At 65.3% G+C, this 15,112-nt stretch carries 12 protein-coding genes; 10 read left to right on the top strand and 2 right to left on the bottom strand.

What is annotated here, in order from left to right; genetic code table 11:
- The first annotated feature begins 226 nt into the window (after positions 1-226).
- The gene (gene rny / locus CPH63_RS16375) at positions 227-2,029 is read left to right on the top strand and encodes a ribonuclease Y (protein ID WP_096303903.1); all 1,803 of its coding nucleotides are present in this window, start codon (positions 227-229) and stop codon (positions 2,027-2,029) included.
- 92 nt (positions 2,030-2,121) lie between these two features.
- Positions 2,122-3,576 (top strand): tRNA (N6-isopentenyl adenosine(37)-C2)-methylthiotransferase MiaB, encoded by a 1,455-nt coding sequence (miaB, locus tag CPH63_RS16370; RefSeq protein ID WP_096303902.1) that lies wholly within the window; start codon positions 2,122-2,124, stop codon positions 3,574-3,576.
- Positions 3,577-3,635: 59 nt separating this feature from the next.
- Here the strand turns inward: miaB and CPH63_RS16365 are convergent, their stop codons facing one another.
- Complete coding sequence (locus tag CPH63_RS16365) at positions 3,636-4,673, bottom strand: DUF349 domain-containing protein (RefSeq protein WP_206745568.1); 1,038 nt, start codon at positions 4,671-4,673, stop codon at positions 3,636-3,638.
- A 246-nt stretch (positions 4,674-4,919) separates the two neighbouring features.
- On the opposite strand from CPH63_RS16365, the gene CPH63_RS16360 reads away from it, so the two are divergent.
- The 5 genes from CPH63_RS16360 (at position 4,920) to tatA (ending at position 9,359) form a co-directional block, all read left to right on the top strand.
- The gene (locus tag CPH63_RS16360) at positions 4,920-5,600 is read left to right on the top strand and encodes a hypothetical protein (RefSeq protein ID WP_157749610.1); all 681 of its coding nucleotides are present in this window, start codon (positions 4,920-4,922) and stop codon (positions 5,598-5,600) included.
- A gap of 25 nt (positions 5,601-5,625) precedes the next feature.
- Positions 5,626-6,531, top strand: a complete 906-nt coding sequence (gene miaA / locus CPH63_RS16355) for a tRNA (adenosine(37)-N6)-dimethylallyltransferase MiaA (protein WP_096305217.1) — start codon at positions 5,626-5,628, stop codon at positions 6,529-6,531.
- A gap of 9 nt (positions 6,532-6,540) precedes the next feature.
- The gene (gene dapF, locus CPH63_RS16350; RefSeq protein ID WP_197704392.1) at positions 6,541-7,404 is read left to right on the top strand and encodes a diaminopimelate epimerase; all 864 of its coding nucleotides are present in this window, start codon (positions 6,541-6,543) and stop codon (positions 7,402-7,404) included.
- Between the two features lie 70 nt (positions 7,405-7,474).
- Positions 7,475-8,959: a GTPase HflX gene (gene hflX, locus CPH63_RS16345; RefSeq protein WP_096303899.1), complete on the top strand. Its 1,485-nt coding sequence runs from the start codon at positions 7,475-7,477 to the stop codon at positions 8,957-8,959.
- A 97-nt stretch (positions 8,960-9,056) separates the two neighbouring features.
- Positions 9,057-9,359, top strand: coding sequence for a Sec-independent protein translocase subunit TatA (gene tatA / locus CPH63_RS16340; RefSeq protein WP_096303898.1), 303 nt, complete (start codon positions 9,057-9,059; stop codon positions 9,357-9,359).
- A 27-nt stretch (positions 9,360-9,386) separates the two neighbouring features.
- On the opposite strand, the gene lexA is transcribed toward tatA, so the two are convergent.
- Complete coding sequence (gene lexA, locus CPH63_RS16335) at positions 9,387-10,067, bottom strand: transcriptional repressor LexA (protein ID WP_371365001.1); 681 nt, start codon at positions 10,065-10,067, stop codon at positions 9,387-9,389.
- Positions 10,068-11,070: 1,003 nt separating this feature from the next.
- Here lexA and CPH63_RS22395 point away from each other — a divergent pair.
- From CPH63_RS22395 to CPH63_RS16320, 3 genes are all read left to right on the top strand, one after another.
- Complete coding sequence (locus CPH63_RS22395) at positions 11,071-11,319, top strand: LysM peptidoglycan-binding domain-containing protein (protein WP_157749609.1); 249 nt, start codon at positions 11,071-11,073, stop codon at positions 11,317-11,319.
- 289 nt (positions 11,320-11,608) lie between these two features.
- Positions 11,609-12,124, top strand: coding sequence for a transcriptional regulator NrdR (gene nrdR / locus CPH63_RS16325; RefSeq protein ID WP_096303895.1), 516 nt, complete (start codon positions 11,609-11,611; stop codon positions 12,122-12,124).
- Between the two features lie 91 nt (positions 12,125-12,215).
- Complete coding sequence (locus CPH63_RS16320) at positions 12,216-15,092, top strand: vitamin B12-dependent ribonucleotide reductase (RefSeq protein WP_096303894.1); 2,877 nt, start codon at positions 12,216-12,218, stop codon at positions 15,090-15,092.
- Positions 15,093-15,112: the final 20 nt, after the last annotated feature.

Here is a 15,112-nt window from a genome sequence, read left to right as displayed (position 1 = left end):
TACGTAAGATCAACCTTCATTTGAGTAGTCGGTCCAGTACGGACTTTAGATATACGCGGTAACTCCACCTGGAGACGCCGGCCCGGAATCGTCGGGTCTGCGTTCGATTTTGACGTGCTCCCGCTAGAGCACGCGCTGCCCGGTGGTTTCCGCGTCGATCTAGGCTGCCTGCTTCTGACGCGAATTCAGCTGAATTCGCAGCTCGTCAGGACCGGAGGGCAAGCGAATGCACGAACTGCATGATCTTCAGTGGGTATTCTTTGCCGCCATCGCAGCCGCGTTCGTCGTCGCCCTATATTTCGTCAATTCCTACCGGCGTCGTGGCGCGACGACTGAGCCAGCAGTACACGGTTCCAGGGCGGATGCGGCCGGCGAGGCTACCGCGGATTTCGCCGCCGGTATCGAGTCGGCCCGCCGAGTCGCTGACGCTGAAGCCGCGTCGATTCGCCAACTGGCTCAGACGGAGGCGGATGCCAATCGACGGGCCGCGGACGCCGAGCTCCGGGCGCTCAGACGCGCTGCGGAGTCCGATGTGGAGTCGGCGCACAAGGCCGCGGAACAGATCCGGGACCGAGCTGCGGCCGAGGCGACCGCGACACTCGCCGACGCAGATCGCACCGGACAGGCGCAGGTCGCGACCCTGACGGCGGAGGCCGAAGCGGCCCTGCGGCTGGCCAATGCTCGGCAGCTGGAGATCGACCAGCTCTATGAACGAGCCACGGAGGCGGCCGAGCGATTGGAACTCGACGGTGCGGAGCTGGACCGTCAGTTGCGTCAGCTGGAGGCTCGTCAGCACGAGTTGGAGACAAGGACGGGCGAGGCCGCCGCGTTGCGCCGACAGCTTGAGCTCGAGCTGAACGCCCTCGAAGGTCGCCGCAGTGAACACACGGCAGAGCTGGAGCGAATCTCCGGGCTCAGTTCGGCTGAAGCGAAGGTAGAACTGCTCAGCCATGTTGAGGCGGACGCCCGGCGGGAGGCGGCCGCTCTGGTCCGTGGCATCGAAGCCGAGGCCCGGGTGGAGGGCGCCGATCGTGCTCGTGCCGTCGTCTCCGAGGCGGTCCAGCGAGTGGCCAGCGCGCAGACGGCGGAGAGTGTCGTCAGCGTGCTGCATCTGCCGAGCGATGAGATGAAGGGGCGAATCATCGGCCGGGAGGGCCGCAACATCCGCGCGTTCGAGACCGTCACCGGGGTGAACGTCATCATCGACGACACGCCCGAGGCCGTTCTTCTCTCCTGCTTTGACCCGGTACGGCGCGAAGTTGGCCGGCTTACCCTCGACAAGTTGGTGCTCGACGGCCGCATCCACCCGCACCGTATCGAGGAGGCCTACGAGCTGAGCAAGATCGAGGTCGAGCAGTTGTGTCTGCGGGCGGCCCACGATGCGCTCGCCGAGGTGGGGATCACTGACCTCGATGAACGGCTACTCCCGACGCTGGGTCGTCTGAAGTACCGGACCAGCTATGGGCAGAATGTGCTCGGTCATCTGGTCGAGACGGCGCATGTGGCCGGCGTGATGGCGGCCGAACTCGGCATCGAGCCCACGCTGGTCAAACGCGGTGCTTTCCTGCACGACATCGGCAAGGCGCTGACCCACGAGGTCGAAGGTAGTCACGCCATCGTCGGGGCGGCGCTGCTTCGCAAGTTCGGCGAGTCCGAGGCAGTGGCCCATGCCGTGGAGGCACACCACAACGAGGTGCATCCACGAACAATCGAAGCCGTCCTGACCCAGGCGGCTGATACCTGTTCGGCATCGAGGCCCGGAGCACGGCGCGAGTCGTTGGAGGCCTACGTCAAGCGGCTGAGCCGGATCGAGGAGATCGCGACCGCCAAGATCGGCGTCGAGAAGGTGTTCGCGATGCAGGCCGGTCGTGAGGTTCGGGTCATGGTGCAGCCGGGCGAAGTGGATGACTTGGAGGCCTCAGTGCTGGCGCGCGAGATCGCCAAGCAGATCGAGGACGAGCTGACCTACCCAGGGCAGATTCGGGTCACGGTCGTTCGCGAGTCGCGAGCGACTGAGATCGCCCACTGAGTCACGCGACTGCCCGTTCCCCGGCCACATCGGCGTAGCCGCCGGTTCGGAGGCGCTTCAGGTACCGCCCGGCCCGTATCCTTGACACCGTTATGACGAGCTCACGCACCTACGCGATCCGCACCTACGGCTGCCAGATGAATGTCCACGACTCGGAGCGGCTCTCGGGGCTGCTGGAGGCGGCCGGCTACCGTCGCGCGCCGGGTGATGCCGGTGATGAGGTCGACCTGGTCGTCTTCAACACCTGCGCGGTGCGTGAGAATGCGGACAACCGGCTCTACGGAAACCTGGGGCATCTGCTGCCGGCGAAACGGCGCCGGGATGGAATGCAGATCGCCGTAGGAGGCTGTCTGGCCCAGAAGGATCGCGACGTGATCATCGAGAAGGCGCCGTGGGTCGACGTCGTCTTTGGAACGCACAATCTGGCGAGTCTGCCCGTCCTGCTGGAGCGGGCCCGGCACAACGAATCGGCGCAGGTCGAGATCGTGGAGGCGCTGCAGAACTTTCCTTCAGATCTTCCGAGCCGGCGCGAATCGCCCTATTCAGCCTGGGTCTCGATCTCCGTCGGGTGTGACAACACGTGCACCTTCTGCATCGTGCCGAGCCTGCGGGGCGCAGAGACTGATCGCCGACCGGGTGACGTGCTCGCCGAGATCGAAGCGCTCGTTGACTCCGGGGTCGTCGAGGTCACGCTGCTCGGTCAGAACGTCAACTCCTACGGACGCTCCTTCGGCGACAAGCTCGCGTTCGGAAAACTCCTGCGTGCCTGTGGCCAGATCGAGGGGCTCGACCGGGTCCGCTTCACCAGCCCACATCCTCGGGACTTCACCGATGACGTCATCGACGCGATGGCTGAAACGCCGAACGTCTGCCCGCAGCTACACATGCCGTTGCAGTCCGGCTCCGATGAGATGCTCCGGGCAATGCGACGGTCATACCGGCAGCAGCGCTATCTCCAGATCATTGAGACCGTGCGCGACCGTATTCCGGACGCCGCGATAACCACCGACATCATTGTCGGGTTCCCCGGCGAGACGGAGGCCGACTTCGAGCAGACGCTCGAAGTGGTCCGCCTGGCCCGGTTCGCCAGCGCGTTCACTTTCCAGTACTCCAAGCGTCCCGGCACTCCGGCCGCGACGATGCCGGACCAGATCCCGAAAGCGATCGTCCAGGAGCGCTACGAGCGACTTGTCGCGTTACAGGAGGAGATCTCCGCAGCGCAGGGCCGGGCGCTCATCGGTACTGAGGTCGAGGTGCTGGTCAACGCGACCGACGGTCGAAAGGACGCGGACACCGGCCGGGTCTCGGGGCGCTCGCGTGACGGTCGGCTGGTGCACGTCGCCGTCGACCGCGATGCCATCACGGTCGCACCGGGCGACGTCCTGCGCTCGCGCGTCACCTATGCCGCGCCCCATCACCTAGTCGCCGATGGTCCGGTCATCGAGCATCGGCGGTGGCGAGGCAGCGGCTCCGGAAACGAAGCGATCGCCGTTGCGAGTGCGGCGGCACCGAAGCTGCTCAGCATCGGCTCCCGTCCGCCGCTGTGACCACTCCGCCTGACCGCCACTGACTCTGCCGCCACTGACTCTCTGCTGCGTCTCGCGGTCTAGTCGGTGGGCAGCAGTGCGCGCCGAGACGCGACCTCCTCCTGCGCCTTCGCAATCCGAGTTGCGTCGCCGGACTTCTCGGCCCGCTCCAATTTCGCTTCGGCCTCGGCCAGCCGCTCTCGCAGCGCACTGAGGAATGGGTTGCTCTCCACGCTGCCGCGGCGCCACTCGGCATCCGCCGCGTCGGCGACCCGCTTCTCGGCGGCCCGCATGCGATCGTCGGTGCGTCGCATCGAATCGCGTGGAATATGGCCCACCTCTTCGAACCTCGACTGAATGTCGCGCAGCGTCGACTGGGCCTGCTTCACGTCGCTGACGTCGATGGCTTCTGCTTCTGCGACGAGTTCGAGCTTCTTGGTCAGGTTGACCGACTGCTCGGCGTCGCGCTCGGAGAACGTCGCCGAACGACGCGCGAAGAACGCGTCCTGCGCGGCACGGAAACGCGCCCAGAGCGCGTCTTCGACGTTGCGGTTGCCGCGCGGGGCAGCCTTCCACTGATCCATCAGACCGCGTAGCGCGGCTGCGGTCTCCTTCCAGTCCGTGGAGTCCGACAGCGCCTCGGCCTGCGCGACGAGCTGTTCCTTCGTGCTCTTGGCCACGCCACGCTGTTCGTCAAGCTGGGCGAAATGCTGACCGCGGCGCTTGCCGAACGCATCGCGAGCCGCAGCGAATCTCTTCCAGAGGGCCTCGTCCGTCTTGCGATCGATGCCCTTGATGAGCTTCCACTCGTCGACGATGGTGCGCAGCCGATCACCGGACGTCTTCCACGAAGTCGCCGAAGTGGCAATCTGCTCGGCCTCTGCGACCAGCGCCTCCTTGGCGGCGATGGCCTCGCTACGAGCCTGCTGTCGCGCGGCGGCGCTGGCGACGATCTTCTCGTCCGTCTTGCCGAGCAGGGTCTGCAGTCGCGCATCCAGACCGGCCACGTCGCCGACCACGGAGGCGGTCTGCAGTTGCTCGCGCAGCGCGCTTGCCTGGACGCGGGTAGCCGCCGGGTCTCCGGCGCCGGAATTGAGGCGTTGCTCGAGGAGTGTCACCTCGGTTTCCATGTCCTCGAAGTGTCGCGCGTAGTAGGCGAGGCCAGCTTCAGCGTCCCCTGCCTGCCATGACCCGACGATCCGTTCACCATCAGCTGTTCGGACGTACACCGTTCCGTCAGGATCGATGCGTCCCCATTCGGAGCCCATGACACTGAATTAGACACGAGAGGGTCGCCAAGCGCGACAGGCGGATAGCCTGCAAGCGTGATATCCGGCGTTGCCTTCTGTCCACATCCACCTGCGATGGTCCCAAAAGTGGGCGGTGCGGCGGCAGCGGACCTAGCGGATTTGCGTACGGCCAGCCTCGACGCGATCCACTGCGTGCTGGCGGAGGGCGGAGATCAGGTCGTGTTGATCGGCGCCGCGGATGAGAGCCAGGCCCACTCACCGCTGAGCTGGGGTAGCTTTGCCGGCCTGGGCGTCGACCTGCAGGTGGCGTTGGGATCGCCGGGCTGCGGTGGTCGCGGCGAGCTGCCGCTTTCGCTGACGGTGGGAGCCTGGTTGCTCGGCGAGGTGGCCGGACCGCGTAGCGGAGCGGTCGGATTCAGCGTCGCACCCGGTTTCTCATCCAGCCCAGCCGCGCTCGAGTTGCTGCGGCTCGCTGAATCCGTGGATCTGACGCTACTGGTCATCGGCGACGGTAGCGCCCGGCGCGCGACGACGTCCCCGGGGTACCTCGAGCCGCGTTCGATCGACTTCGACCGTGGTGTTGAGACTGCGTTACGTGACGGCGACGGCGGCGCTCTGGCCGAGCTGGACGAGCAACTGGGCGCCGCCCTACTGGCGGCAGGGGTTCCGGCCTGGCGAGCCGCAGGTGGGCTCCTGGAGGGTGCCGAACACGACGCGCGACTGCTGTACTCGGATGATCCGTTCGGTGTGCAGTACTTTGCTGCGTACTGGACGCCGCGAGGCCCCAGTGCCTGAGAGTCGCCCGGGCATCACCGAATTCATGGCCGACGTCATCGCCGTCGTCGGCCCGACGGCTACTGGAAAATCCGATCTGGCAGTCGCTCTCGCGCAGCGGTTGGACGGCGAGGTGATCAACGCCGATTCGATGCAGCTCTACGAGGGCATGGACATCGGGACGGCCAAGCTGACCGTCGCTGAGCGGGGCGGGGTCGTCCACCACCTGCTTGACGTATGGCCGCTGGCCCAGTCCGCCGCGGTCGCGCAGTATCAACTGCTGGCGCGCGAGGCGATCGCCGACATCCGGCGGCGCGGGCGTACCCCGATTCTCGTCGGGGGTTCGGGGCTTTACCTTCGGGGTGCGCTGGACAATCTGGAGTTCCCGGGGGAGTCCGCGGAGATTCGGGGGCGTCTGGCCCTGGAGTTGGACGAACTCGGCGCGGCGGAGATGCACGCTCGGCTGGCGAGCGTCGATGCGGCCGCGGCCGACGCCATTCTGCCCACGAATGCTCGCCGGATTCTCCGGGCGCTGGAGGTCATCGAGATCACCGGCGCCCCGTTCTTGGCCACCATGCCGGCCTTCGAATCGGTCTATAACTGTCTGCAGATCGGGCTGGATCGCAGCGACCTGGACGATCGGGTCGCGCTGCGGGTCGACCGGATGATGAGTCAGGGCCTGCTCGATGAGATCCGGGGGCTGCTGCCGAAGGGGCTGCGGCAGAGCCCGACGGCGGGGAAAGCGCTGGGTTACGCCCAACTGCTGAACTGCGTCGATGACCAGGGCGAGGTCACCGGAGACCTGACCGAGGCATTGGCGATCACGGTTCGGGCAACGCGGCGGTTCGTCCGCCGTCAGCGCTCCTGGTTTCGACGCGATCCCCGCGTTCGCTGGCTCGACGGCGCGGCCGCCGACCTCACGACACAAGCGCTGCGGCTCGTGCTGCCCTAGGCTTGGCCCGTGGACGCGCTGCAGGTGATGAAGGGACACGGAACCGAGAACGACTTTGTCGTGATCGCTGACCTGGACAACTCCCTGGACCTCACCGACCACTTGGTTAGGGCCCTCTGCGACCGACGAGCTGGAATCGGTGCCGACGGCGTGCTCCGGGTGGTGGCCAGCGAACACGAGCCGTCTGCTGCGGCGGACCAGGCCATCGCCCCGTACTTCATGGACTACCGCAACGCCGACGGCTCATTGGCGCAGATGTGCGGCAACGGCGTGCGCGTCTTCGTCCGCTACCTGCAGAGTCAGGGTCTGACTGGTGAGCGTGTCGTCGTCGCGACGCGAGGCGGGCTGAAACCGACATGGTTGAACGACGACGGCAGCATCAGCGTTGAGATGGGACAGCCGGAGCTGCTTACCGAGCGACCGCTGGTGCAGACGCACGGCGGCCCGGCCCTCGCCTCGAGTTACGCACTGAATATCCCCAATCCGCACGTGATTGTTCCGGTGAGCAGCTCCGAGGAGTTGGCCGAGCTGGACCTAGACCGGGCACCCGCGGTCTCGCCGGCGTTGCCGGACGGGCAGAACATCGAGTTCGTGGTGCAGCTCGGGCCGCGTCACCTGCAGATGCGCGTGCACGAACGCGGGGTTGGCGAGACACGATCTTGTGGGACCGGCATCTGCGCGGCAGTGGTTGCCTCGGCCCTGGCCGCCGACACGCCACAGGACGACACGCGTTGGCGCGTCGACGTCCCGGGGGGAACCTGCAGCGTCGTCTGGCGAACCGACGGCAGCGTCGTGATGACCGGGCCGGCGGTCCTGGTCGCCACGATCGACATCGATGCGCAGTGGCTGGCTCGGGCCAAGCAGTGCGATTGATGAGGTTCGCTGTCAGCGCTGTGAAATAAATGGCGCCGGGACCCGTGGACGTGTCACCCTTACAGTCACGATGACTGAATTTCTTGACGATGACCTTGGCTTCGGATCCGACACTGACGAATCGGACGAAGCGGGCGACCGTGACAGTCGTCGCCACCTGACTGGGCGCTCCAGCACTGGGGACTTCGAACTCTCCGAGCGGCAGGCGCTGCGGCGCGTCGCCGGATTGTCGACGGAACTACAGGATGTCACCGAGGTCGAGTATCGCCAGCTGCGACTGGAGCGGGTGGTGCTGGTCGGTGTCTGGACCACCGGCACGCTGGCCGAGGCAGAGAACTCGCTGGCCGAACTGGCCCGACTGGCCGAGACCGCCGGCTCACAGGTGATGGACGCACTCATCCAGCGTCGTGATCGCCCGGACCCCGCCACCTACATCGGCTCGGGGAAGGCCAAGGAGTTGCGCGACATCGTCAACGGCGAGAGCGCCGACACGGTGATCTGCGACGGTGAACTGACGCCAGGCCAGCTCCGCCAGTTGGAGCAGGTCGTGAAGGTGAAGGTGGTCGACCGGACGGCCCTCATCCTCGACATCTTTGCTCAGCACGCCCGCTCCAAGGAGGGGAAAGCCCAGGTCGAGCTGGCGCAGATGCAGTACATGCTGCCGCGCCTGCGTGGATGGGGCGAGTCGCTGTCCCGACAGGTCGGTGGACGGGCGGCCAATGGCGTCGGCATCGGTGGGCGAGGCCCCGGCGAGACCAAGATCGAGATCGATCGTCGACGCATCAACACCCGGATGGCGAAGCTGCGACGCGAGATCGCCGGAATGAAGACGGCCCGGGATGTGAAACGCTCCCGGCGGACGGACCATCGGGTACCCAGCGTCGTGCTGGCCGGGTACACCAACGCGGGCAAGTCATCGTTGCTCAACCGGCTCACCGACGCCGGTGTGCTGGTCGAAAACGCCCTCTTCGCCACGCTGGATCCGACCGTGCGCCGGTCCGAGACAGCAGATGGGCGGATCTTCACCCTCGCCGATACGGTGGGATTTGTCCGGCATCTGCCGCACCAGCTGATCGAGGCTTTCCGCTCGACGCTGGAAGAGGTGGCCGAGGCCGACCTCATCCTGCACGTCGTGGATGCCTCGGATCCCGACCCGCAGGCGCAGATCAGAGCGGTCCACGAGGTGCTGGCCGATATCGACGCAACGTCGGTGGCCGAACAGATCATCTTCAACAAGACAGATCTCGCCGATCCGGCCGTATTGCTTCAACTGCGCCGGCTCGTCCCGGACGCACTCTTTGTATCGGCTCGGACCGGGCGCGGGTTGGACGCCGTTCGGGCGCTGATCGAGGAACGTTTACCGAGACCGGACGTGCAGGTTTCGGTGCTGCTTCCATACACGCGGGGTGACCTCGTCGCCCGAATCCACGCCGATGCGCAGATGGACAGCGAATCGCACACCGAACACGGCACTGCTATTTCGGCCCGAGTGAGCCAAGAACTGGCCGGTGCTTTGGAGCCCTTCCTGCAGATCGACGGCGTACCCTCTAACTAGATGTTCGTCTCCAGTTGAGGGGTCCGAACTCGGTCGGTCGCAGAGTTGGGCGATCGCCGAGCAGCAGGCGCGTCAACGCAGAACCAGAGGAAGCGATATGGGATTTGATTCGCCGTCGCACTGGCTGATTGCCATTGCTGTCTTCGCAGTGCTCTTCGGATACAAGAAGCTCCCCGAAATGTCACGATCGGTAGGGCGTTCGCTACGCATCTTCAAGACCGAGATGAAGGGCCTCGGCGACGACGACGCCACGCGCGATGCCGTCGCTCAGAGCGCGGAGACCGCCGCCGCTGCTCCCGAGACGGCGATTCCCGTCCTCCCGCCCGTCCCGCCAGTCACCGCGGGCGAAGTCAGTCTCACCAAGCCTGTCGCAGCCGACCGTCCCGCCGCTCACGAGTAACCGGCCCTCCCTGCAGTTCCCTGCTTGTTACAGCTTTCGCAGGACGGTCACGACGCGCCCGAGCACAGTTGCGTTGCTGCCATCGATCGGCTGATAGGCAGCGTTGTGCGGTAGTAGCCATACTTTGCCGTCCCGTCGCTGGAAGGTCTTCACCGTAGCTTCGCCGTCGATCATGGCCGCCACGATCTCTCCGTTGTTCGCGTTGGGCTGCTGGCGTACGACAACCCAGTCCCCGTCGGAGATTGCGGCGTCGATCATCGACTCGCCGACGACCTTCAAAAGGAACAGAGTCCCCTCGCCGACCAGTGCGCGAGGCAGCGGGAAGACATCCTCGACCAGCTCCTCGGCCAGGATCGGTCCGCCGGCGGCGATCCGCCCGACGACAGGCACGTATGCCGGCGTCGGTGTCTGCGGGGCGTCCTGGGCTACCGAACCGTGGGACGGATCGTCGGCCAATCGGACGTCAACGGCCCGTGGACGGTTTGGGTCACGTCGCAGGTAGCCCTTCTGCTCAAGCGCCCTGAGCTGGTGGGCCACGCTGGAAGTGGAGGAGAGTCCGGCCAGCTCGCAGATTTCGCGAATGCTCGGCGGGTAGCCGCGGTCCTGAACAGAATCCCGAATGATCTCGAGTATGCGGCGCTGCCGGACGGTGAGCCCGTCACCGCGCACGAGCCGCTCAGGGAACTCGCTCACGTTCGTAGCCTGCAGTGCTTCGATCTCCAGTCGAGTCGGTGCCCCGGCGCGGCCGGGCACCCGCAGGGCGGCGGACTTCTTGACCGCCGCCGCGCTCTTCCGGCTGGTCGCCGCTGCCCCATCGGCCCCCTGTGGGCCACCTCGAGCTGCGGCTGCCTGCTTGGCCGGTGCCTTTGGAGTGCTCTTTGGTGCGCTGCCCTTCACGAGCGACTGAGTCGTCGACTTCTTCGGCGTCGTGCTCTTCGGCGTCGTGCTCTTCGGCGTCGTGGTTTCGGAGCCGGAGTTGCGAGGCATGGAGATCTCCTTGGCGTCGGCGAGCGGGCGGCTCGACCTCGGATGGGGCGTCTGATCGAACAGGCGGTCGAGGCCGCCTGTGTCTTGTACGTTAACGCGTTGCGACGCGGATCTCAAACACATGTTCGAAGGACACGCCGGGCTTCCCTGGTTTCTGTCAGACCCCGATGGTAGAACGTTTGACACAGGCGTTCGATAGAACGACTGTTCGACTATTGGCCGACGAATCGGATACCTGAGCCGGACCGGCTCCGGCTCCGCCGGGTTGGTGATAGGCGAGTTCATGCGAGATTGCTCTTAATTTCGAGGAGATGCTATGTCAGCCGCCACCGAACTTCCTCCAGTTGTGCGTATACCTGAGCGAGCCCGGGCGCACGTGCGGCAGCGCGGGTTGCGAACCGTCGCCCCGCTTCAGGTTGTCCTCCCGCGTCATGTGCCTACGGTTGCGCCTAGGCGCCGGGTCGAGGTCGTCACGGGGTCTATTGGAGTCCTCGCCCGGCCTGAGGCCGTCTCCTTCGTCGACGCGGCGGTCTCGGGGTTGGCTGCTCGCGGACCTGAAGCGTTACTTGTGGGACCGAACCGGGCTCGACCTAACGGAGCGGAATCTCTGAGGGTCTCCGACCCGCTGGAGGGGGCTGGTGTCCTGCTTGCCCCGCCCGACAGTCGCTTGAGTCCGGTGAAGCTGACGGCACGTGGCCGGTTCGTGCTGTTGATTGGGATGGCGGTGGCAAGCGTTGCTTTTCTGCTACTGGCGCATGCCGGGGCTCAGGCCTCGTCCGGGCCGGCTTCGGTGCGGCAGCCCGGCGCGGTATCGGTGTCATCAGTCGTGGTTCATGACGGCGACACACTCTGGTCCATCGCGAATCGAGTCGATCCGTCCAGTGATCCGCGGAACGTGGTCGCTCGCCTGCGCAAGCTCAACGGATTGGCCGACCTGACGCTTGTCCCGGGTCAGACCATCCGGATCCGGTGAATTCCGCATGAAGCGGGCGTCGGTTGGGCGGCCGACACGCGCAGTGTCAGAGATCGCAAGGTTCTTGCGCGGATTGTGAATTAGAACTAGCCTACCCCTACATGTAGTAGTTACACTGGTGTAAGTCATCCACAAGTTGGGTCTAGCTCTCCACAAGTGTGGCCTGCATCTCCACAAGTCGTCCCCAGGTTGTCGACACATCGTCCACAACAAGTCACATCGGTTGCGACCCACCGGCCGCGTTAGAACCTCGCGCCACAGACGGACAGGAAGGGAAGGTGCCGCTCACATGCGCTGCCCGTACTGCCGTCATTCTGATTCGCGGGTGGTCGACTCCCGTGAACACGACGAGGGGCAGGTCATTCGGCGTCGCCGCAGCTGCCAGGCGTGCGGACGCCGCTTCACCACCGTCGAGGAAGCCACACTCGCGGTGATCAAGCGAAGCGGAGTCACCGAACCATTCAGTCGTACCAAGGTGGTGCACGGCGTGCGTCGGGCTTGTCAGGGTCGCCCAGTCGACGATGACGCGCTCGCTCAGCTCGCCCAGCAGGTCGAGGACGCAGTTCGTGCCCGTGGCTTGGCCGAAGTTCCCAGCGACGAGGTTGGCCTAGCCATCCTCGGCCCGCTTCGGGAGCTCGACGAGGTTGCCTACCTGCGCTTTGCCAGCGTCTACAACGCGTTCAGCTCCATCGATGACTTCGAGAAGGCAATCGTCGAGCTCCGCACCGAACACCGTAATTCGCTCAATGGCCCGAGTTCCCTCAATGGGCAGGAAGCCCACCCGCACAACCCCGACACCCGTTAGATCCCCCGCTCGGACTGGCGTCTCGATGTTCAGTCCTGCATCCGTTACCCGACGAACGACCAAACAGCACCGTGAAGGGAAGTCCCGACTCATGACCGAGGCGATCAACAAGAGCGCTGCCAAGGGCAAGCCAGCCGATGTAGCCGACGCGGCTCCCAGCGCCGCCACCTATCCAGCCAATGGTCTGGTGATCGAGCGTGTCTACACCACGGCCGGTGTGCACCCGTATGACGAAGTGAGCTGGGAGCGCCGCGACGTCGTCATGACGAACTGGCGCGACGGATCCATCAACTTCGAGCAGCGTGGTGTGGAGTTCCCGGACTTCTGGTCGGTCAATGCCGCAAACATCGTGACCACCAAGTACTTCCGTGGCGCTGTTGGCAGCGAGACCCGTGAGTGGTCCCTGCGCCAGTTGATCGACCGGGTCGTCCTCAAGTACCGCGCTGCTGGTGTCGAGCATGGTTACTTCGCATCGCCGGCCGACGCTGAGCTTTTCGAGCACGAGCTCACCTGGATGCTGCTGCACCAGGTCTTCAGCTTCAACTCGCCGGTCTGGTTCAACGTCGGCACCACATCGCCGCAGCAGGTCAGTGCCTGCTTCATCCTCGCCGTCGACGACACGATGGATTCGATCCTCAACTGGTACCGAGAAGAGGGACTTATCTTCAAGGGAGGTTCCGGTGCTGGACTGAACCTGTCCCGCATCCGATCGTCTCGTGAACTCCTCTCCTCGGGTGGAACCGCGTCCGGGCCGGTTAGCTTCATGCGAGGTGCAGATGCTTCGGCCGGCACCATCAAGTCGGGAGGCGCTACCCGCCGGGCGGCAAAGATGGTCGTGCTGGACATCGATCACCCGGACATCGAGGAGTTCGTGGAGACGAAGGCCCGCGAGGAGAACAAGATCCGGGTCCTGCGGGATGCGGGTTTCGACATGGATCTCGGCGGGACGGACATCACCTCCGTCCAATACCAGAACGCCAACAACTCGGTGCGGGTCTCCGACGAGTTCATGCGAGCTGTCGAGGAGGGGCGCGAATTCGGCCTGCGGTCGCGCACCGACAACTCGGTGATCGAGTCGGTGGACGCTCGCACGCTCTTCACGAAGGTTGCCCAGGCTGCGTGGGCCTGCGCCGACCCGGGCATCCAGTACGACGACACGATCAACGACTGGCACACCAACCCCGAGACCGGGCGGATCACTGCGTCGAACCCGTGCTCGGAGTACATGAGCCTGGACAACACCTCGTGCAACTTGGCTTCGCTGAATCTGATGAAGTTCCTCGGCGACGACAACGTCTTCGATGGCCCGAAGTTCGTCAAAGCCGTTGAGCTCATCATCACCGCCATGGACATCTCGATCTGCTTCGCCGACTTCCCGACCGAGGCGATCGGTGTCAACACGCGGGCCTACCGTCAGCTCGGAATCGGGTACGCAAACCTGGGTGCCCTATTGATGGCCTCGGGCTTGGCCTATGACTCCGAAGGTGGCCGGGCGCTGGCCGGAGCGATCACATCGCTTATGACCAGTACCTCCTACCGCCGCTCCGCAGAGGTGGCTGGGATCGTCGGCGCGTATGACGGATACGCACGCAATGCCAGCGCGCATACTCGGGTCATCCGCAAGCACGCGGCGGCCAACGACGCGGCCCGCCCACTGCACCAGAACGACCGCACGCTCTACCAGCTCGCGGCCGAAGAGTGGGCTAAGAGCCTGGAGATCGGTGCCCGCAACGGCTGGCGCAACGCCCAGGCTTCGGTGCTCGCTCCGACCGGCACGATCGGTCTGATGATGGACTGCGACACCACTGGTGTGGAGCCGGACCTGGCACTGGTGAAGTTCAAGAAGCTGGTCGGCGGCGGCTCGATGCAGATCGTCAACCAGACTGTGCCGCGCGCACTGCGCGTCCTGGGCTACCAGGAGGAGCAGATCGAGGCGATCGTCGAATTCATCGCTTCGCATGGGCACGTCATCGACGCGCCGGGGCTGCGCCACGAGCACTATGAGGTCTTCGACTGCGCGATGGGCGCCCGAGCGATCAGCGCCATGGGGCACGTCCGGATGATGGCCGCGGCTCAGCCGTTCCTCTCCGGTGCGATCTCCAAGACGGTGAACCTGCCCGAGAGCGCTACGGTCGAGGAGATCGAAGAGGTCTACATGCAGGGTTGGAAGCTCGGCATCAAGGCCCTCGCCGTCTACCGCGACAACTGCAAGGTCGGGCAGCCGCTGTCGGCCGGCAAAGGCTCGAAGGCCGAGGCGGAGCCGGAGCCGGAGAAAATCGTGGAGTTCCGTCCGACCCGTAAGCGTCTGCCGAAGGCTCGCCCGTCGCTGACGACTTCGTTCGCGGTCGGCGGCGCCGAGGGATACATGACGGCCGGCTCCTACCCGGACGACGGTCTGGGCGAGGTTTTCCTGAAGCTCGGTAAGCAGGGTTCGACGCTCGCCGGTGTGATGGATGCCTTCTCGATCGCCATCTCGATCGCGCTGCAGCACGGTGTGCCGCTGGAGATCTACGTCCAGAAGTTCACCAACATGCGCTTCGAGCCAGCTGGTCTCACCGACGATCCGGACATCCGGATGGCGCAGTCGGTGCTCGACTACATCTTCCGCCGCCTCGCGTTGGACTACCTACCGTTCGAGACTCGTTCCGCCCTCGGCATTCACACCGCGGCCGAGCGGACGCAGCAGCTCGACACCGGTAGCTATGCGCCGGTCGAGGAGGACTTCGAGACGCTGGCCCAGTCGGCCTCGGTGGCAACACCAGTTGCGCCGGCTGACGGCACTGATCACGTGGTCGCCGAGACCGCGAAGCCGGCGCCGCTGCAGGTGCACAGTTCGACCGAGCTTCTCGAGTCGATCATCGGCACATCGGCCGATGCGCCGCTGTGCATGAACTGCGGCACGAAGATGCGTCCAGCTGGTAGCTGCTTCGTCTGTGAAGGCTGTGGTTCGACCAGCGGCTGCAGCTAGTACCGCTGATTCGGCACGTC

The sequence above is a fragment of the Jatrophihabitans sp. GAS493 genome, assembly GCF_900230215.1.
In the GTDB taxonomy this organism is placed as follows: domain Bacteria; phylum Actinomycetota; class Actinomycetes; order Mycobacteriales; family Jatrophihabitantaceae; genus MT45.
Note: the sequence above shows the minus strand (reverse complement) of the source record. Positions and strands in the feature narration are given on the sequence as shown.